Annotated in this window: 16 protein-coding genes, 1 tRNA gene and 1 pseudogene; 10 read left to right on the forward strand and 8 right to left on the reverse strand. The window is 41.9% G+C overall.

Annotation, left to right across the window (positions count from 1 at the left end):
- Nucleotides 1-84: 84 nt before the first annotated feature.
- The 3 genes from nusB to ACM0OY_RS29255 all read left to right on the forward strand — a co-directional run bounded on the left by nusB (nucleotide 85) and on the right by ACM0OY_RS29255 (nucleotide 4736).
- A complete protein-coding gene (gene nusB, locus ACM0OY_RS29245; RefSeq protein WP_414572287.1) occupies nucleotides 85-726 on the forward strand; it encodes a transcription antitermination factor NusB in 642 nt (213 codons plus the stop codon).
- Between the two features lie 243 nt (nucleotides 727-969).
- Nucleotides 970-2625 (forward strand): signal recognition particle-docking protein FtsY, encoded by a 1656-nt coding sequence (ftsY, locus tag ACM0OY_RS29250; RefSeq protein WP_414572288.1) that lies wholly within the window; start codon nucleotides 970-972, stop codon nucleotides 2623-2625.
- 722 nt (nucleotides 2626-3347) lie between these two features.
- On the forward strand, nucleotides 3348-4736 hold the full coding sequence (locus ACM0OY_RS29255) for a PP2C family protein-serine/threonine phosphatase (RefSeq protein ID WP_414572289.1): 1389 nt from the start codon (nucleotides 3348-3350) through the stop codon (nucleotides 4734-4736).
- Between the two features lie 222 nt (nucleotides 4737-4958).
- Here ACM0OY_RS29255 and plsY read toward each other — a convergent pair whose 3' ends face one another.
- From plsY to ACM0OY_RS29275, 4 genes are all read right to left on the reverse strand, one after another.
- Nucleotides 4959-5639 (reverse strand): glycerol-3-phosphate 1-O-acyltransferase PlsY, encoded by a 681-nt coding sequence (plsY, locus tag ACM0OY_RS29260; RefSeq protein ID WP_414572290.1) that lies wholly within the window; start codon nucleotides 5637-5639, stop codon nucleotides 4959-4961.
- 185 nt (nucleotides 5640-5824) lie between these two features.
- Nucleotides 5825-7114 carry a DUF3086 domain-containing protein gene (locus ACM0OY_RS29265; RefSeq protein WP_414572299.1) on the reverse strand — a complete coding sequence of 430 codons (1290 nt, stop codon included), beginning with the start codon at nucleotides 7112-7114 and terminating at the stop codon, nucleotides 5825-5827.
- 194 nt (nucleotides 7115-7308) lie between these two features.
- Nucleotides 7309-7725 carry a DUF3119 family protein gene (locus tag ACM0OY_RS29270; RefSeq protein ID WP_414572300.1) on the reverse strand — a complete coding sequence of 139 codons (417 nt, stop codon included), beginning with the start codon at nucleotides 7723-7725 and terminating at the stop codon, nucleotides 7309-7311.
- 75 nt (nucleotides 7726-7800) lie between these two features.
- On the reverse strand, nucleotides 7801-8598 hold the full coding sequence (locus tag ACM0OY_RS29275; RefSeq protein ID WP_414572291.1) for an MlaE family lipid ABC transporter permease subunit: 798 nt from the start codon (nucleotides 8596-8598) through the stop codon (nucleotides 7801-7803).
- Between the two features lie 488 nt (nucleotides 8599-9086).
- Here ACM0OY_RS29275 and ACM0OY_RS29280 point away from each other — a divergent pair, with 488 nt between their 5' ends.
- From ACM0OY_RS29280 to ACM0OY_RS29305, 6 genes are all read left to right on the forward strand, one after another.
- Complete coding sequence (locus ACM0OY_RS29280; protein ID WP_414572292.1) at nucleotides 9087-9383, forward strand: hypothetical protein; 297 nt, start codon at nucleotides 9087-9089, stop codon at nucleotides 9381-9383.
- 528 nt (nucleotides 9384-9911) lie between these two features.
- Nucleotides 9912-10733, forward strand: a complete 822-nt coding sequence (sppA, locus tag ACM0OY_RS29285; protein ID WP_190950675.1) for a signal peptide peptidase SppA — start codon at nucleotides 9912-9914, stop codon at nucleotides 10731-10733.
- Between the two features lie 102 nt (nucleotides 10734-10835).
- Complete coding sequence (gene aroH, locus ACM0OY_RS29290; RefSeq protein ID WP_414572293.1) at nucleotides 10836-11249, forward strand: chorismate mutase; 414 nt, start codon at nucleotides 10836-10838, stop codon at nucleotides 11247-11249.
- Nucleotides 11250-11398: 149 nt separating this feature from the next.
- Nucleotides 11399-11527 (forward strand): hypothetical protein, encoded by a 129-nt coding sequence (locus ACM0OY_RS29295; RefSeq protein ID WP_414572294.1) that lies wholly within the window; start codon nucleotides 11399-11401, stop codon nucleotides 11525-11527.
- A 20-nt stretch (nucleotides 11528-11547) separates the two neighbouring features.
- Nucleotides 11548-11724, forward strand: coding sequence for a DUF6888 family protein (locus ACM0OY_RS29300; RefSeq protein ID WP_414572295.1), 177 nt, complete (start codon nucleotides 11548-11550; stop codon nucleotides 11722-11724).
- Nucleotides 11721-11900, forward strand: a complete 180-nt coding sequence (locus ACM0OY_RS29305; protein ID WP_414572296.1) for a DUF6887 family protein — start codon at nucleotides 11721-11723, stop codon at nucleotides 11898-11900. The genes ACM0OY_RS29300 and ACM0OY_RS29305 overlap by 4 nt, the downstream gene beginning before the upstream one ends.
- Before the next feature lie 625 nt (nucleotides 11901-12525).
- Here ACM0OY_RS29305 and crtR read toward each other — a convergent pair.
- On the reverse strand, nucleotides 12526-13416 hold the full coding sequence (gene crtR, locus ACM0OY_RS29310) for a beta-carotene hydroxylase (protein ID WP_414572301.1): 891 nt from the start codon (nucleotides 13414-13416) through the stop codon (nucleotides 12526-12528).
- A gap of 485 nt (nucleotides 13417-13901) precedes the next feature.
- Here crtR and pyk point away from each other — a divergent pair, with 485 nt between their 5' ends.
- Complete coding sequence (pyk, locus tag ACM0OY_RS29315) at nucleotides 13902-15668, forward strand: pyruvate kinase (protein WP_414572297.1); 1767 nt, start codon at nucleotides 13902-13904, stop codon at nucleotides 15666-15668.
- A 124-nt stretch (nucleotides 15669-15792) separates the two neighbouring features.
- Here the strand turns inward: pyk and ACM0OY_RS29320 are convergent, their stop codons facing one another.
- The 3 genes and pseudogenes from ACM0OY_RS29320 to ACM0OY_RS29330 form a co-directional block, all read right to left on the reverse strand.
- Complete coding sequence (locus tag ACM0OY_RS29320; protein WP_414572298.1) at nucleotides 15793-17577, reverse strand: M61 family metallopeptidase; 1785 nt, start codon at nucleotides 17575-17577, stop codon at nucleotides 15793-15795.
- 406 nt (nucleotides 17578-17983) lie between these two features.
- A tRNA-Gly gene (locus ACM0OY_RS29325) sits at nucleotides 17984-18054 on the reverse strand.
- Between the two features lie 50 nt (nucleotides 18055-18104).
- Nucleotides 18105-18640, reverse strand: a pseudogene (locus ACM0OY_RS29330) (hypothetical protein); the annotation flags it as partial.

Below are 18640 nucleotides of genomic sequence, written 5' to 3' on the forward strand. Positions count from 1 at the left end.
TGTTGTTTGACTGTGCCAAAATTGATAGACTTATAAGCTTGTCACGCCTGGTTAATCAATTCTCGCACAATCACCCTTACTTTTATGCAACCTCGTAAACCCCAGCAAATTGCTCGTGAATTGGCACTTTTAAGCCTTAGCCAACTGCCAGTCAGCCCAAAAAAATTAGATAAATTGGAAGACGAGCAACTAGTATCAAAATTGGTGCTAGGAGCAGTACGCACCTTGACTTCAGAAGTACAAGATACCCTAAATAACGCCGCAGGTGAACTGCAACGGAGTAACGATCGCCTTTTAAGTAGCCAAACTCGCGCCTCCGACCTGAATACTGCCAGAACAATGCTCCAAGAGGCGATCGCATCTACGCAGACAGCAATTAATCAGTTGGGTACTGCTGTTGATTTTCCAGAATTAATTCAGCTAGCTAATCAGGACAAAGGAGTTCGCAATTACGCTAAAGAGCTTGTAATTACAGTCAACGAAAATCGACAAATTATAGATGAACTCATATCCAATGCCCTGGTTGATTGGCAAGTAACTCGCCTCGCCCAAATTGATCGGGATATCTTGCAAATCGCTGTAGCAGAAATGAAATTATTAGGAGTTCCAGACAGCATCGCCATTAACGAAGCGGTGGAGCTAGCTAAACGGTACAGTGGAGACGAAGGTCATCGGTTTATTAACGGTGTTTTACGCCGAGTTAGCGAGCAGAAGAAAAGTGCATAGTGTTTTATACTTAGTTTCCCAAGTGAGGGGATGAGGGAGTAGGGAGTAGGAATTAGAAAATAAATATTTAGGAATACTTTTACAGTATCCAATGCCCAATGCCCCATACCTCGGCTCGTTTCGACTTCTCTACGATACGCACTCGCGTTCGCTCAACGCAAGCCGGTCAGTACAAGTGCCCCATGCCCCAAGTTAAATTAAACTCATAATTCGTAAGTTATAACAACAACTAATACTGCTGCAATGGTTTTTAATTGGTTCCGTCGTCAATATAATGATTCCTCTGACACCTCCTCTGACCAGAAGCAGGAGGAAACTCCTCCTGTACAAGAACCCCAACCAGAGACAGCCGAAACTTCGTCAGATACAACAGCAGACTTGTTAGCGTTTGCTAAAGCTGCTTACAAAAATATCCAACAAAAACAGCAATCTCAGGCAGTAGAAACCCCACCTGATTCAGCAGATGCCCCAGGGCCATCAGAACTAGCTGAAACTACTGAAACGACAACTTCTCAGGTAGAAACTGTAGAAACTCAGCTAACTGAGGAACCTGCTGTCACAATCCCAGAAACAACCCAAGCAGAAAATATCCAAACAACCACAGAAGAATCTACTACACGTGAAGAAAGTACAGAAGATTCTTTAGTGGCTGCAATTGCTGATGAGCCAGATGTCCAAAGCTCAGAATTAACCACAACTGAAGCTGAGACAACATCCGTCGAACCGCTAACTACGCCACAGACAACACAGCCAACAGTACCATCCTTCTTAGAACGTGCCGCGGCGGAACGGCAAGCAAAGCTGGAACAACTCATAGCCAGTGCTATTGAAGTCCCAGAACCAGAGGTAGTACAGCCAGTATCAAAGACAGAAGAGGAAATCCCTGAACTGGTATTTGATGATGGATTTGTCTGGTCAGCGGAGGTCTTAGCAGCCCAAGGTAGACGCGCCCAAGACGTTTCTATTGAAGAAATTACCTGGTTGAAAAAGCTGCGGCAAGGTTTGGACAAAACTCGCCGTAGCATTCTCAACCAACTGAAAGCGATTGTTGGTCAAGGGCCACTTAACCAAGCTGCTGTATCGGAAATTGAGGCATTGCTGCTGCAAGCTGATGTCGGCGTAGAGGCTACAAACTTGATTATCGATGCCCTACAGAAAAAATTGCTCCAAGAAGTCACCCCACCAGAAGAAGCGATCGCCTATTTGAAAAAAATCCTCAGGGATATGCTAGATGCACCAAATAAAACATCCCAAAAATCTAGCTTTACCCCAGAAAAAGAAACTTTAAACATTTGGTTAATCACTGGGGTAAATGGCGCTGGGAAAACTACCACCATTGGCAAAATTGCCCACTTGGGGCAAAAATCTGGTTATAAATGCTTGATTGGGGCAGCAGATACTTTCCGCGCAGCCGCTGTAGAACAAGTGAAGGTTTGGGGTAGTAGAAGTGGTGTTGAAGTCATTGCTAATCCAGGAAAAAATACAGATCCAGCAGCAGTTGTATTTGATGCGATCGCTGCCGCCCAATCGCGTCAAACAGAATTACTTCTGGTAGATACTGCTGGCCGACTGCAAAACAAGAAAAATTTAATGGACGAACTCAGTAAAATTCGGCGGATTATCGACAAAAAAGCCCCAAACGCAAAAGTAGAATCACTGTTGGTTCTAGATGCCACTTTAGGTCAAAATGGACTGCGGCAAGCCGAAGTTTTTTCTCAAGCTGCGCAACTTAGTGGTGTTGTGTTAACCAAGCTTGATGGCACTGCCAAAGGTGGTGTTGCCCTTGCCGTTGTGCAACAACTAGGTTTACCTATTCGCTTTATTGGTGCTGGCGAAGGAATCGAAGACCTCCGCCCCTTTTCTAGCTATGAGTTTGTTGAAGCCTTGTTGAGCGGCTAGTAATTCATCAAGGAAAAATGGACAACTTGAGGGGAACACGAAACCCGGAGAGTTTTAAATTCTGCGAAGTTGGCTTGACAGACAACTAGTCGAAATAGTTGAGGTTAAAAATTTTGGTTGACAAATTTATACATTTAGGTGTCACTGAATCTGGTATCATCGCTTGAACTAACCACAAACAAAATACTGGAAATAGCTTAAGTCCTAAAATCATTAACTGGTGTGAGTCAAATACCTCAAGACTCTCAAGCCTCTTGAGAGCTAATACTTCCGAAAGTATCCACGAATATTTTCTGAACTCAATCTGAAGGTTTAAAGTGTTTGGTCATTAGTCATTGGTCATTACTTTAAAGAAATGATAAAGGACAAAAACAAACACTTTATCCAAAAACCTTAGGAACTATTCTTTTATTAAAGTATTTTTCTGACTTTAGAGATATGCTTTGACAATTAAGTTATGAAAAAATGAAAAACTTCGTCAACTGTCATCCAAAACTAGTGATTAGAAAGGGTTAGATTTTGATTTAAAATACAGAATTTGAACTGAGTAATATTCAATCGGGAATGTCATAAGCAAATAAAATACTCATAAAAGTTACCTGTTACGTCTTTATACTCTTGCTAAAATGACAAGTCTTGTCTAAATATGGTTTAGCAATGGCAAAGCCACAAAATTTATAAGTAATCTCAAACCTACCAAAATATAAAGTGTAATAATACCTGTGCCTGTGTCTCAACTGCCCTCTCAACCCACTGATAACAATAGTAGTACCACAACTGATGTTACACCAGTCGTGGCGCTGAAAGAACTCGTGGCAAGGTTGCACCGGGAACAGAATAAAATTCAAGATTTACTCAGTTCTTTAGGATTTGCACTTAGAAGCTTCAATAATTTGAATCAGTTTTTGGAACTGATCCCGCTGATGGCAACAAGAGTCACAGATGCCGATGGCAGTGCCTTGTTTCTCTACAAACCGAATGGTCAAGTCAGGTTAGAGCAATTACACTGGCAAGATAGCCACCAGCGCAAGAATATCCGCAAGGCGCTAGAAATAGCTAGTAGTCAAATCACACTTATGCCCAATACTGCTCCTTTAGCAAATGCTACGGGGATTTTGGATGACCAAATGCATCGCTATTTGGGACCAGATGTGCAAATATTTGGGACAGCAATTTTGGTAAAGCATACAGAACGGGGTTGGCTGTATGTTTTGAGCCGCGATCCAGAATATAGTTGGACAGAAACTAGACAAAAGTTAGTTAGGTTAGTGGCAGACCAAACAGCAGTAGCGATCGAAAACGATGAACTAGCTGTAGAACTGAGAAAAAAAGAACGTTTAGACCAAGAATTAGAAATTGGCGCAGAAATTCAACGGCGACTTCTGCCACGGCAATGTCCCACAATTCCTGGTGCAGTCTTGGCGGCGCGCTGTAAACCTGCCAATCGCGTGGGTGGAGACTATTACGACTTTATTGCCACCAATAACAATCAAATTCAGCCAAACCCTAAAAGTAGCGTAGGAAGTGGTCGCTGGGGATTGGTGATTGGAGATGTTATGGGCAAAGGTGTTCCTGCTGGGCTGATTATGACCATGATGCGGGGAATGCTACGAGGAGAAGTATTACACGGTAATTCTCCGGCCGGAATTCTGCAAAACTTAAACCGAGTTATGTATGCGGATTTGGAAAATTCCCATCGTTTTGTAACGCTCTTTTACTCGGAATACAATCCCCATAATCGAATTTTGTCTTATAGCAATGCTGCACACAATCCTCCTTTGTGGTGGCACGCGGCTACAAAAACTGTTAGCCGTTTAGATACTTTAGGAATGCTGATTGGTTTGGATGCTAACAGTCAATATGAAGATGCCCAGGCACAGCTAGAACCTGGGGATACAATTATTTACTATACAGATGGGCTGACGGATGCTGCTGCTAGTGGCGATCGCTTTGACGAAGAAAACTTTATTGCTGATTTCAATACGGCTTGTAAGTACTGCAATGGGCCGCAAGAAATTGTCGATTATTTATTTGACCAAGTTCAGAAATTTATTGGTGCTGATAAGCAAAATACCGATGATATGACACTAGTTGTTTTGCAAATTCTTTAGTTATAGCAGGCAATAGGTAACAGGCAACAGGCAAAGAAAATCTATTAGTCTCGGGGTTTTACGATCGGTTTATGTCCTAAACTATGCTTCAAATGTTATGATTGTTCACTATTAAAATATATAGTAGCGGTCAGGTAGATTAAGACATCAACTGAGGATAAAATCTTCACACCAAGGTAATTTTAAGGCTGTTGCCTGTTATATGTCTTAGCAGTTGGCTAATTATGCAGTTTGTTCTGGTTCGGTCGCTAAATTTTGTCCAATTTTTGGCTCAGTACCGGCAATTAGTCGTTCGATATTACTGCGATGGCGGAATATCACATACAACCCACCAGCAATCCCAAATAGAATGTATGGTAAAGGTTGATGTAAAAGCAACATAAAAATAGAAACAGCGATCGCACCTGCAATTGAACTCAAAGAAACAATCCGCGATATCGCTACGACGACGGCAAATACACCTGCTGTTGCTAAACCCACCTGCCAATTCATTGCCAATAAAATTCCCAAGCTAGTAGCAACGGATTTACCACCAGTGAAGCCCAAAAAAATTGATTTACTATGTCCAAGGATGGCGGCTAAACCAACTAAAGTTGATATCCACGGTTGCCATAACTTTACATCTACCGTTGGGGGGATAATATTTTGATTAGCGGCAAAATTGAACAACAAATAAACAAGAGCGATCGCTAATACTCCCTTCAAGGAATCAAGCATTAAAACGAATGCTCCTGGTCCTTTCCCCAAAGTTCTTAGCACATTTGTTGCCCCAGTGGAACCCGAACCAATTTCTCGAATATCAATACCTTTTAACTGCTTGACAGCAATGTACCCAGTGGGGAAGGAACCCAGCAGGTAAGCGACAAGTACAGTTACCCCGCACAGAGTTAACCAGATAGCCATAATAACAATTCAAAATTCAAAATTCAAAATTCAAAATTCAAAATTCAAAATTCTAGAGAAAACCTCTCAATACAAATTACACAAAACTGCATACTGGAGAGGCAATTCATCAATTGCCCCTAATTGAATAAAGAACAGCATCACATAGAATTGGTATGACCAATGACTAATGACTAATGACTAAGTTAAAAGTCATCATCATAGTTTCTCACTGTTTTGGGGTCGGGGGCAAAGGCCAACCACAAAGGAAATTGCAGTAGGGACAAACTGATTTGATCTTCTGAATCATCAATAATAATTAGAGGCAGTTGATTAGCTTTTACCAATCGGTCTGCTTTCTGGGCTACAGCTTCCGGTGCTTCAAATAATACCACGCCTCGGTCTGGGCCAAAATCTGGGCGACCTATTCCTAGACAGTCTTGCAAGCCACGACGCCATTCACCTAATCGCTCTGGTGTATTAGCTAAAACTAAAGTACGGACGCGATCGCCATACAACTTGTGTAATATCGAAATTGCAGCTGAGGCAATTAAGATATTTTGCAAGCGACTACCCATTGTTCGCAAACCACCCCGTCCTCCTTGGCTGAAAAACCAGTTAGAAACTCGTTCCGCGTGGACTGGCTCAAAAGTCCGGCGCAATTGCCAAGCGGGACCATAGTAATCTGGCTTATTGCGGTATTGGTCAATTAAGCGACGAATTTGCTTTGTAGTATCTTGAAACTGTTGTTGAGCAAACTGCGGTATTCCCGGCTGAGATTCAACTGGTTTAACCTCTTTGACATCGGGTTTTTCTCTTTCTACAACAGTTGGCGTCAGTTGCAGTTGCTCAGCAGCAGCAGCCAAATCCTGTAAACTACCCGTGAGATAGTCTTTAAAACCCTGCACTCGAATTGCCAAGTCTTGGGATGCTCCTGCAAAAGTGGTTCGCATCTCGTTGCGGATACGTTCTTGACGGCGTTCTAGCTGTTCTATAGAAATTTGCAGGGCTTGTTTGCGTTGTTCTAACTGCACTAGCGACTCTTGTACAAGTCGTCCGAGAGAAGTTTGAGTTTCACTCAATTGTGTTTGAATAATTTTGTAGGAAGCTTGTAGGTTGGCTATTTCTTCTTTCAAAGCCGCTTCGGTACTCTGCAACTCAGCCACTCGCTGCTCTGTTGTAGCGTATAGTAAACTTTTTTCTGATTGTGATGTGTCTAACCCCACTGGAGCAGCTTCCGGCTCCAACTGCTCTGCAAACTCGCCATTGAAATTTTTTGTTGGCTCTGCTGTAGAATTTGCCTCTGCTGTATTGGAGATAGTTGAATCAAAAGTTGTGTGGTCTTCAGATGAGCTAATGGCTGCTGTTTCTAAGGCTGAATCAACAGATGGGTTTGTTGGAGATGGGTTTGTTGGATCTTCAACTGCATTGATTTCTTGTTCTTCTGTCAACCATTCATCAATTGGTTCTGGGGTTTGAGATGCCTCTGGGTTCATAAACAATAGTGTAATTCCTATGATGCGAATAAATAGCTTTCAGAAATATTACAATTAACAAGCTTTCAAAGTCCTAAGTTTCGAGAGGTACTCAATTTTGGGTTTTGAGTATAGGCTAGAAGTCTTTGCCATTCAGGGAAAAATTTGAGCGGCGGCTTGTACCGCTCAAATCTTTGGTGACTCAGGACTTAACATTAAATACGTGGACAACGTTCTTCCAAACAAGTTTTCAAGGTGTTGGGGTCAAATAAAATTGGCAAAAAGTGAATGCTTTTAACTTCTTTAAAGTAAAACAAGATGGGGACTCTATTCCAGAAGATACGCCAATTTTGCCATTCCTGGTAAGGAAAACGCCGAATCAATTTTTCGCCTCTGTAAAGATCTAAGTCGGTCGCGGTAAATTGCAAGCGCAGTGTTAAAGTCTGAAACATCAAAAATAAGCCAAACAGCATGACAGTAAAGCCTATCCACCTTTGTACCAATATTAGTGGAATAGCAGCGATCGCCAACACCACAGGTATATTGTAACTAGGCTTGAGTTCTACAATTGCAGTAGAGTTGGGGGCAAATGAACTGGTCACAGTCTTAAATCCTGCTTTGTTAGTACATATCTCTCCTATTTTAGAAGTGAGGAGTCAACAGTTAGAAGTTAGAAGTTGGGAGTTAAAACTCCTCACTCCTAACTCTTAGAGTCCTTGCAGGAATGCACTGCCAGTTCCTTGAAACATTAACCAAGAAAGAAAGAAGTTGCTAACAAAGATAATCAATAAGGCAGTCACAACAGCAGTTGTGGTTGACTGTCCTACACCTTTTGCCCCTCCTGTCGTTGTTAAGCCCCAACTGCAACCAATTACAGCGATTAGAATGCCAAAGCAACACGCTTTAATCATGGCGCTAAAAATATCCCAAACGCCAAGAAAGTCACGGGCTGAGTCTAGAAAGACTGTATCAGATAGGTTGTAAATATTTGTCGCAATTATAAATCCCCCTAACATCCCTGTGACCAAAGACAGCAGGGTTAAAATTGGTAGCATTAGGAAACAAGCAAGAACGCGGGGAATAACTAGATAATCGATTGGATCTGTTCTGAGCATCAACATAGCATCGATTTGTTCTGTTACCCGCATGGTACCTATTTCTGCTGCAAAGGCAGAACCGACTCGCCCCGCCAAAATCACTGCTGTTAAGACGGGAGTAAGTTCTCGTGTCAAAGCTAAAGAAAGCACTCCACCAATAATGTTTCCTGCACCAAAATTGATAAATTCTCGTGCCACTTGAATGGTAAACACCGCACCGACGAAAATAGCCGTTAATAAAGCAATAAATAGGGAATCTGGCCCAACTGCTGCCATTTGCTCTAGGGTGTTGCGCCGATGGATTTTCCCCCTCAATAGGTGAACTAGCACTTGCCCACCCAAAAAAATCGCTGCCAGCAACCGCTGACTCCACTCTTCTAAACTGGATTTGGATGTAGTCTGGTTCAATGTTCTGTAGCTAACTCGGTAACTGCCTTAAGAATAGCGGAAGTCATGGGAAATGGGGAATGGGAAATGGGGCATTGGGCATTGGGAATGGAAAGAGGCAGGCGGTGTGGGAGGATGGGGAAGAAATCTTTCCCCCCACACTTCCCACACTCTTGTGCTTCCCCTACCTCCCGATCTCTCTTGCTCCCCAAACAAGGCTGAACATTAACTTACTTTAAAGATGTTCTCAGAAAATAAAGCTGGTATTAAACGTGTTGCTCAGCAATAATATAGATGTCAACTTTGCTTGAAACCTTGCCCAATCAAGGTTTTTACAGATTAAAGTTGTTTTTGACATCCTCAGCATGTGGCGTAACTAGTAGCGGTTTCTTTTAATGAAAACTTAAGATTTTTGACAGATTGTCTGCTCGCAAGCGATCGCACGTATTGTAGAAAATGACAAACCGCTATCTAGCTATTGTCATCTTCACTCACGGAGTTTGTCTTCAATGACTATTTTCACTAACTTTCTCCGCTCCTTGTTACTCACGATCATTTTTAGTTTTGTCGCTCCTATTTTGCTAGTTGGCGGAGGATTGCTGTTTTTGTTCCTGATTGGTCACTTCCCTGGTTTACAAGAGTTAACAGAAGCGATCGCTACTGGGATTGTCCACTTTCTCGCCACTTTTGGCAGTGGTACTCCTCTACGGGGATTATTTGTAATCAGTTTGACCTGTAGTTTTGTTGGGACACTGTTTGATATTTACGTTTGTTATCGGTGTCAAATTTTACGAATCGATTCTTAATATAGTGAAAATAGCTTTGGTCAGATACTCATGGGCTGTACAAAACAAAAAAGTCATGTTTCCCAAAGTAAAAGTCCTACAAGAGCATCCTCGATAGCGATTAGTTTTGCTTAACGATTTTTATTAGTTAAATTTACTGCCAAAATTATTGATTAAATACTTATTAGTTATTAGTTATTCATTACTAATGACTAGTGATATCTGCGACGGTAACAAAGGGATTCTTCAGAAGCTAAAAAGATATTACACAAAATATTTGGGAATTTTGAATCCCGAAGAATAGGTAACATAGCCTTTATCAATTCGCTGGACGCTAAACTAGAGTTTGGTATTTTATATTAGCCACAATCTGCAATAGCTTGATTAGCATCCACCGAAAATGTCACAAAAAACTCTCTGCAAAATATAAAAAATTTCTTAAAATTCTGACTAAAACAATGCCTGCTTATGTTTCTTAACAGAACAAAAGAGGTCGTTTAGCCGCTGGGCATCTTATATTAAGTTTATTACGAGGTATGTTGACAACTCATGGTTTGGCCGTTTAAGCCCAAGTTTAAAAAACAAATTGCGCGGATTGAAATTACTGGTGCGATCGCTGGTGCTACTCGCAAACGCGTCTTAGAAGCCCTGAAAACTGTAGAAGAAAAAAAGTTTCCGGCTTTATTACTGCGTATCGATAGCCCTGGCGGTACAGTCGGAGATTCCCAAGAAATCTACAGTGCCCTCAAGCGTTTGCGCGAAAAAATTAAAATCGTTGCCAGCTTTGGCAATATTTCGGCTTCTGGAGGTGTGTACATCGGCATGGGAGCCGAACACATCATGGCTAATCCCGGTACGATTACAGGTAGTATTGGTGTGATTCTGCGTGGGAATAACTTGGAACGCTTATTAGAAAAAATTGGTGTTTCTTTCAAGGTTATTAAGTCCGGCCCTTACAAAGATATTTTGGCTTTTGACCGAGAACTAACTCAACCAGAAGCAAATATTCTCCAAGAATTGATTGACACAAGTTATCAGCAATTTGTCCAAACGGTGGCTGATGGGCGTTCTTTGGCTGTAGAAACCGTCAGAAGTTTCGCCGATGGACGGATTTTTACCGGACAGCAAGCCCTAGAATTAGGTATTGTAGACCGCTTGGGTACAGAAGAAGATGCCCGTCGTTGGACAGCAGAACTAGTTGGTCTTGATCCAGAAAAAACTCTCTGCTATACCCTAGAAGAACGTAAACCTTTATTGAGTCGGGTTCTACCAGGGAGTCGCCAGGTTTCATCTGGAATTCGATCTGGAATTGATTGGCTCGAATTTGAAATGTCTACTAGTGGTTTACCCTTGTGGTTGTATCGACCCTAACGTGAGTTGGAAGTTAAGAGAAAGAAGTTGAGAGTTCTAACTCCTAACTCCTAACTCCTAACTCCTAACTCCTAACTTTTATGTTTTAAGGAGGATTTTGGCGTGGAGTGGCAAATGCGGGCTATTCGCGGGGCAACAACAGTTGCCGAAAATACCGTTGAAGCAATGCGAGAAGTGGTTACAGAATTACTGGATGAACTAGAAAACCGGAATCAATTCCAGCCAAGTGACATTATTAGTGTCACTTTTTCAGTGACACGAGATTTAGATGCTATTTTTCCGGCTGCGATCGCCAGATCGCGTCCTGGCTGGGATAATGTAGCAATGTTAGATGTCCAACAAATGCATGTTGAAGGCAGTTTACAGCGCTGTATCCGCTTCTTAATCCATGCCTACCTGCCAGCTTCCGCTTCAATTCATCATATTTATTTACGCAACGCCGCCAGCTTGCGTCCCGACTGGAGTTTGCCCCAGTCTTTACAAACATCACAGCCAGCTGTTAAGTCAAAAGTGTAAGTTATCGAGAAAAATTATGCTGGTAATGGGGCTGCTGAAAGTACTTCCCATCGGTGGCTGAATATTATTTAGCTTATCCTAGCAATCTAAAATGCTCGGTCAGGCAATCGCGCTCCAAATTTAATATTGATTTATTCAGGTAATTGGTAATGATTGTCCCATTCTATTTAGGGGAACGACCAGACTCAGAAGGTCGGACAATTGCCGAAATATGGGCTTGGGATTTTGGCAAATTGGAGAAAGACGACATCTCTTTAAAACAAATAAAAGTAAAATGACTATGTAATAAAAATTTAAGATGGAACCAACAACGGAACAACTTAAAGCATTCTTTGATTTCTGTGTCAGGGCAAGCGAATTGCTACAGACAATTGAACTAACCAGATACGATAAGAGAAACAATCGAATAGCTATATTAGTAGGTCAAACAATCGAAGTAGAAATTCTTAGTAGTGGCGAGGTATTAATTAGATGAGCGATTATTTGAGTCTTTCCTATCAAGAATTGAAAGAATACATCAAAACTCATCCCCAGGATGAAGAAGCCTTTCAATATTTTTTAAATGAAATGAGAAAAAAACCAGGTGTGGTAGTAAGCACGAGCGAACAAGTAAAATCCGAACTAAAAAAACGGTTGGGAATAAGTGATTAAGTTTTTTAATTCTTCTTACATCGTTATCAATATTTAGAGAGTGTGTTATGAAAATTAATAAACTGGACGACGATTTTTATAATGAATCAGACATACAAACAAAAAATATTTTTGATTATGTTAAATCTGTCGCTCCATATTCATATCATTTCATTATTTGAAGGGACATTTTCCACGTCTAAAAGATAGCGCTCAGTGGGTATTGGATAACTGTAAAAAAACTGATTGTATTGTTGATATTGGAAGTTTTCCCTGGTTTATACCAGCTTATTTAAATTCACAAGGTTTTTTAAAATATTCGAGAATATTCAATTCCTGAAATCAAAGATTATTTTAAAAATTTTAACTTTTCTGTACAAAAAATACGATATCTTCCATTCTTTTATGAAGAAGAAACAGCCATGTTAAACAAAATATTTCATTCAATAGAATCTTTATTACCTTTTTTACGTCCTAATCTGTTTATCGTCTTTAGAAGCGTCTAGTAATCGTATGCCTGATTTACTTACATTGATACCAAGTGTTCGTAGTCTCTTAGCTACAATCACCCCTAGTGCAGTTGTTGAAATCGGTAATTTTTGAGGCGTTGGCGCAGCCGCCGTAGGCATCGCGTTATCCGACAAACCTATTCTTTATGATGATGAAATCTAATTCCCAAAAAAATGTCATAAACAAATTCAAAAAAGTCTTTTTTTTGTAATAAACCAGAAGTTTGATAACAACCTTTTTCATCTAAAAGAGGCTTCATCAAGTAATAAGTAGGCTGGTAATTATACCAAGGAATAGAAGGCCACAAATGGTGAATTAAGTGGTAGTTTTGTCCTAATATCAGGATATTGAGAATTGAGTTGGGATAGACGCGGGCATTTTTCCAGCGATCGCGCTCTACAAAAGGACGATGGGGTAAATAGTCAAAAAATAATCCCAGTGTTATCCCCACTACAAAAGCAGGGACGAACCAAAAATTCAGAATGTAACCTAAAAAATGGTATTGAACTGAAATATATATAATTGAAGCGATAATCAAACGGCTAATGAACCATTCTAATAGCTCATATTTACGCCACAGCCGGCGTTGAAAGAAAAATACTTCATGAGACAAAAACCGAAATGCTATTAACCACAAAGGCCCACCTGTAGAGACATAATGATCTGGGTCGTCTTTGGGATGGTTGACATGGGCATGATGTTGCAAATGTACCCTCGTAAACACTGGAAAAGCAAAAGCCAGCATCAAGGCACTGCCATGTCCTAACATTGCATTAATTAGTCGATTGCGATGGGCAGATTGATGACACGCATCGTGAATTACTGTCCCGGCACAATGCAAGGCAATAGTGTTAATACCAAAACACAGCCAGTCTGGCCATTCCCACAGCCAGTAACCAAAGTTAGATAAAACCAACATTCCCACAGCAGCAGAAAACAGCAGTTGTGTTGGATTGAAATCACCAGGAGGCGCTAAAAATTCCTTGGGTGGGATTGTTAATGGTTTTTGTGCCTCCGACGCGAGCATTATTGACATTGACTTCTTGCTTTTTTATCAAACATTACGAATATACGATAAAGATTAGGGAATAGTAAAGTTTTATAAACTTTTGTATGGCAAGATTTATCCACAGCTTAGCCTATCAGCAGATGAATAACGCTATGATTCCAGACGAGGCTTAGTCTTTATTGATGAGGGGGATGAGGGAGATGAGGGGCAGAGGGGCACAAGAACTGAGGACGGAATCATGATGACTTATCATGTGAGCTTCGGAATCTCCGGCTTTGCTCAACAGGAGCCAGTGCGTTGCGAGTTTCCCCCGTTGTTCGCTCTTAGCGTTCCTGCAGGGTAGCAACTGGCTCTTAACACTCAACAGTCAGCACTCCTAATGCCCAATGCGTCTTTCTCCTACGATCCTACTCTAACTGCTTAAATCTGATAGCAGTGACCAAAAAGGAGATGCCATTTAAAGTTACGATGACTTCCCAGATAGCTCCCTAAATTCAGCCCCTATGCAATTAAGAGATTCTCTACGCCGGACAAAAATTGTCGCTACTATTGGTCCCGCCACAAGCAGTCCTGAAATGCTCAAGGCGATTATTGAAGCGGGAGCAACGACACTGCGGCTAAACTTCTCCCACGGTACTCATGCAGATCATCAGCGTAATATTCGCTTAATTAGACAAACCGCTTTTGAACTAAATCAACCAGTGGCTATTCTCCAAGACTTGCAGGGCCCAAAAATTCGCTTGGGGAAGTTTGACAATGGAGCTATAGTTGTAGCAAAAGGCGATCGCTTCACCTTGACAAATCGTCCGGTTATAGGCACGCAGGAAATTAGCTGCGTCACCTATGATTATTTAGCCCAAGAAGTCCCGGTTGGTGCAAAAATCCTCCTCGATGATGGACGAGTGGAAATGCTTGTGGAGGAAATAAACCGTGACAAAGGTGATTTGCATTGTCGCATTACCGTGGCTGGTAAACTTTCTAACAACAAAGGCGTAAACTTTCCGGGAGTTTACTTGTCAATTAAGGCAATGACCGACAAAGACCGAGAGGATCTCATGTTTGGTCTAGATCAAGGCGTAGATTGGGTAGCACTTTCCTTTGTCCGCAATCCTCAGGATTTGATGGAAATTAAAGAACTAATTTCCAGTACAGGTAAGCAAGTGCCAGTGATTGCCAAAATTGAAAAGCACGAGGCCATTGAACAAATGGAAGCGGTTTTGGCTTTGTGTGATGGCGTGATGGTCGCCAGAGGCGATTTGGGTGTGGAACTGCCAGCAGAAGATGTCCCCGTGCTGCAAAAGCGGCTGATTGCGACAGCAAATCGCTTAGGCATTCCCATCATCACTGCCACTCAGATGTTAGACAGTATGGTGAGCAATCCCCGTCCAACTCGTGCGGAAGTGTCAGATGTAGCAAATGCGATTTTAGACGGCACAGACGCCGTAATGCTTTCCAATGAAACTGCTGTAGGTAATTACCCAGTAGAAGCAGTAGCGACAATGGCACGCATCGCCGAGCGCATCGAGCAGGAGGAGGCGCACTCAGTAGTACGTCAGCTCAGAGATACCAGACGTTCGATTCCCAATGCTATTAGTCAAGCTGTGAGTCAAATTGCAGAGCAACTGGGAGCAGCAGCAATTATGACTCTAACGCAAACGGGGGCAACAGCTCGCAATGTCTCGAAATTTCGTCCTCATACACCAATTTTAGCAGTGACGCCCCATGTGAACGTAGCGCGACAATTACAGATGGTATGGGGAGTAAAACCGTTGCTAGTATTGGGATTGCCTTCCACAGGCCAAACATTTCAAGCTGCAATTAACGTCGCTCAGGAACTGAAGTTACTGTCTGAGGGAGATTTAGTAGTGATGACTGCTGGGACACTCCAGGGAGTTTCTGGTTCCACAGATTTGATTAAAGTTGAGGTGGTGACGGCAATATTAGGTCATGGAATTGGACTGGGACAAGGTTCAGTGAGTGGTCGCGCACGGGTGGCGAATACTGGCATGGATGTTAGTAACTTTAATCCCGGAGATATTTTGGTAGCTTCCCGGACTAATGCTGATTTTGTCGAGGCAATTCGCAAAGCTGCCGGAATTATTACGGAGGACGAAAGTCTTACAAGTCATGCAGCAGTAATCGGCTTACGTCTCGGTGTGCCAGTGATTGTCGGCGTGAAGCAGGTTACACAAGTAATTCGGGATGGGGCGATTATAACGCTGGATTTACAACGGGGTTTGATCTACTCTGGGGCGGTGAAAACGTCTTAGTATTGAAGACTGGGGGATGAGGGAGTGTAGGGAGCAGAGGGGCAGACGGGATAATAATAACTCCTAACTCCTCACAGGCTAAACGCCCCGCTTCCGCTAACAGCACTCCCGATCCCCAGTCCTTTTAGCTAACACTTGCGATCGCTACCCCAAGCCATGCGGCAAAGTTTTGCTGCTGTGTAGAGTCAGGAGAATCAATAGGTTTTACTTGATACCGGGTGGGATTTGGTGATGCTAGGGTAATAGAATAAGTACGCAGTTCGTCTTGGTGGAAAAGTGCGACCTCGATTTTATCGTTTGGTTGGTAATCTTTGAGGCGATCGCTTAAACTGTTCGCTGTTAACTTAATTCCATCAATTGCCAGTAACTCGTCACCTGTATCAATTCCCCCTGCTTGTGCAGGTGAGCCGGCTTCAACAAACTTAATGATCTCCCGCCCATTCTCAGTATTTATTCTTACACCCAAGTAAGGTTCTTCCTGCTGATCTGCTACTAACTCTAAGCCAAAAGGTTCTAAATACTGATTAAATGGCAAATCTTCAGTGGTATGAATGTAGCGCTCAAAGAAATCAGTTAAATCAATTCCTGCTACAGATTCTATAACTTCTTGCAACTGCTCTGAAGTATAGCCAATTTCAACTTCCCCAAATTGCTGCCACATTTTGAGCATTACGTCATCGAGGGAACGCTGATTGTCGTGAGTAGAGCGAATCAGTAAATCGAGCAATAACGATATCATTTCTCCTTTTAAATAATAGGAAATTTGGGAATTACCGCTATTGGCATCTGGACGATAGAGTTTAATCCAAGCATCAAAACTCGACTCAGAAACAGGCTGTACTTTCCGCCCTGGTGTAGTTTCATATCTGGTAATTTCCTTACTTAAATGATTCAGATAGGACTTAGCATCATAAATTCCTGCCCGCAAAGGAATTAACAAATCGTAGTAACTAGTAGTCCCTTCACAAAACCACAAGCATGGCGTGTAATTTTCCTGGTCATAGTCAAAAACCTCTAATGCTTTTGGGCGAATTCGCTTGACATTCCACAAGTGAAAGAACTCGTGTGCTACTAATTGCAGAAAGCGATCGTATTTTTCTGGAAGGCGAAACCCAAAACGCTGGTAAATTAAGGAGCAAGAGTTTTTATGCTCTAAACCGCCAAAAGCTTGGCTAAATAAATGTAACAAAAACACATATCGTTCATACGGCAAACCGCCGAACATCTGCGCTTCTACCCTAATAATTTTTTGGATATCGGTAATCATCTGCTGGACTTGATAATTACCTTGTCCCCAAATTGCCAATTCATGGGGTTTTCCTAAAACCTCAAATTGATACAATTGGTGGCTGCCAATCTCAAATGGACTATCAACAAGAGTATCAAAATCGCTAGCCAAGAAAGTATTCGTTTCCTCAGCAACGGGAGATAAAGCAGTAGTTACCTGCCATTCCGGGCGTGGTGGTATGATGGTGACGCGAATCGGTTGTTTTTCCCAGCCAGATATTCTAAAAAATATTGCTGCACCGTTGAAATAACCGTGGGTAGCATCCAAGTGATTCGTCCGTACCGATAGCTCATTGGCAAAAATGCGGTAACGTATAGTTAATTCAGAAACACCTGCTTTATCTATCTGCCAGTGGTTTTTACTGATTTTCCGCCAAGGCAAAGGCTTATCCTTTGCAAAAGCCACAAAATCCTGTAAGTTCTTGGCATATTCTCGAACTAAGTAGGAACCTGGCGTCCATACTGGCAGTTTTAAATCAAGAATCGGCCAGGGGTAATCTACAAGCTGTAATGTCACTTCAAACAGATGGGTTTCTGGTTGTGACATTGCCACCAAGTAATGAATAGTTGGTGCAGTTTCCTGGACGTGAGTATTGGGGCGAGATGCAGTTGCTTCAGTCATCTTGTGCGCTGAGTTAATATTAATGAGACTCTTAATTTGTCAGATAATGGCAAATTTGTTTTTTAACTTTTGACTTCTATCTCCTGCGGCTGCTGGGGGAAATAGTTCAATAAAAACGAAGTTTTAGCGAGAAGATTAAGTGCCTATTTCTGAAGTATGCCTAAAACTTCAGTCATCAACATCAAGATGATTATAAAACTGGATTTCCAGATTGTTAAAAAAGATGTATTGCCAAGCGCCCTGTGCTGAGTATAAACCCAGTTATTTGATTCCTCTGAGGAATTAACACTGTCCTAAACTAATGTGAGCTTCCTCGGTGGTGAATTATCTATGCTTTGTGCCCAGTCAAAACAACATCTATATAGCAGCGAATCGTATTAGCGCAAAAGCTTTTATGTATCTTCTAAGCGGGCGGCGGGAATCGAACCCGCATTAATAGCTTGGAAGGCTATAGTTTTACCACTAAACTACGCCCGCGAATGTCCAACTTTTTAATTATAACACAGTTCTTAAGAAATTTCAAATATTTAGTTGGAATTGGCAGACTGAATTTTGATCCGGACATACAGATTGCTCAAATCTGGTTTTGTACCATCGTTATTTTGGGCAGGAAGAAAGTTTTCTGTTTTGAAAATTTGGTTAAGGACTTGCTGATATGTACTTTTTTCGTTTTCTAGTGTTGCTGGTTCTATTTCTAAAACTACGGCTTGTTGAAAGTTACCATTGCGATCGATTACTAAACTAGCCAGGAGTTGTGCTGGCTTAAGCTCAAAATTTTGGGGGAGAAAACTGGAGTCAAATTGTTTTGTGTTGCTACCTTGATATACAGCGATCGCATCTGGCAAAGCATCCTGTATAAATTTTCCTGATTTTATCAAGTTACTCACTTCATCTCTAAGTAAAGGAGCTACTATCGCTACCGATGCTCCTTGAGTCGAAGTTGGGGAAGTTTGTGGGCTAGGAGTTGGTGTAGTTCCCTTCGGTGGAGTTGGTGAAGTTTGTGGGCTAGGAGTTGGTGAAGTTTGTGGGCTAGGAGTTGGTGTAGTTCCCTTCGGTGGAGTTG

Source organism: Nostoc sp. CCY 9925 (assembly GCF_963920935.1).
GTDB lineage: Bacteria > Cyanobacteriota > Cyanobacteriia > Cyanobacteriales > Nostocaceae > Nostoc.

Coding starts and splice junctions, on each gene's coding strand:
- nusB (WP_414572287.1), top strand. CDS start 85: ATGCAACCTCGTAAACCCCAGCAAATTGCTCGTGAATTGGCACTTTTA.
- ftsY (WP_414572288.1), top strand. CDS start 970: ATGGTTTTTAATTGGTTCCGTCGTCAATATAATGATTCCTCTGACACC.
- plsY (WP_414572290.1), bottom strand. CDS start 5,639: ATGGCTATCTGGTTAACTCTGTGCGGGGTAACTGTACTTGTCGCTTAC.
- ACM0OY_RS29265 (WP_414572299.1), bottom strand. CDS start 7,114: ATGAACCCAGAGGCATCTCAAACCCCAGAACCAATTGATGAATGGTTG.
- ACM0OY_RS29280 (WP_414572292.1), top strand. CDS start 9,087: ATGACTATTTTCACTAACTTTCTCCGCTCCTTGTTACTCACGATCATT.
- sppA (WP_190950675.1), top strand. CDS start 9,912: ATGGTTTGGCCGTTTAAGCCCAAGTTTAAAAAACAAATTGCGCGGATT.
- ACM0OY_RS29295 (WP_414572294.1), top strand. CDS start 11,399: ATGATTGTCCCATTCTATTTAGGGGAACGACCAGACTCAGAAGGTCGG.
- ACM0OY_RS29300 (WP_414572295.1), top strand. CDS start 11,548: ATGGAACCAACAACGGAACAACTTAAAGCATTCTTTGATTTCTGTGTC.
- ACM0OY_RS29305 (WP_414572296.1), top strand. CDS start 11,721: ATGAGCGATTATTTGAGTCTTTCCTATCAAGAATTGAAAGAATACATC.
- crtR (WP_414572301.1), bottom strand. CDS start 13,416: ATGCTCGCGTCGGAGGCACAAAAACCATTAACAATCCCACCCAAGGAA.
- pyk (WP_414572297.1), top strand. CDS start 13,902: ATGCAATTAAGAGATTCTCTACGCCGGACAAAAATTGTCGCTACTATT.
- ACM0OY_RS29320 (WP_414572298.1), bottom strand. CDS start 17,577: ATGACTGAAGCAACTGCATCTCGCCCCAATACTCACGTCCAGGAAACT.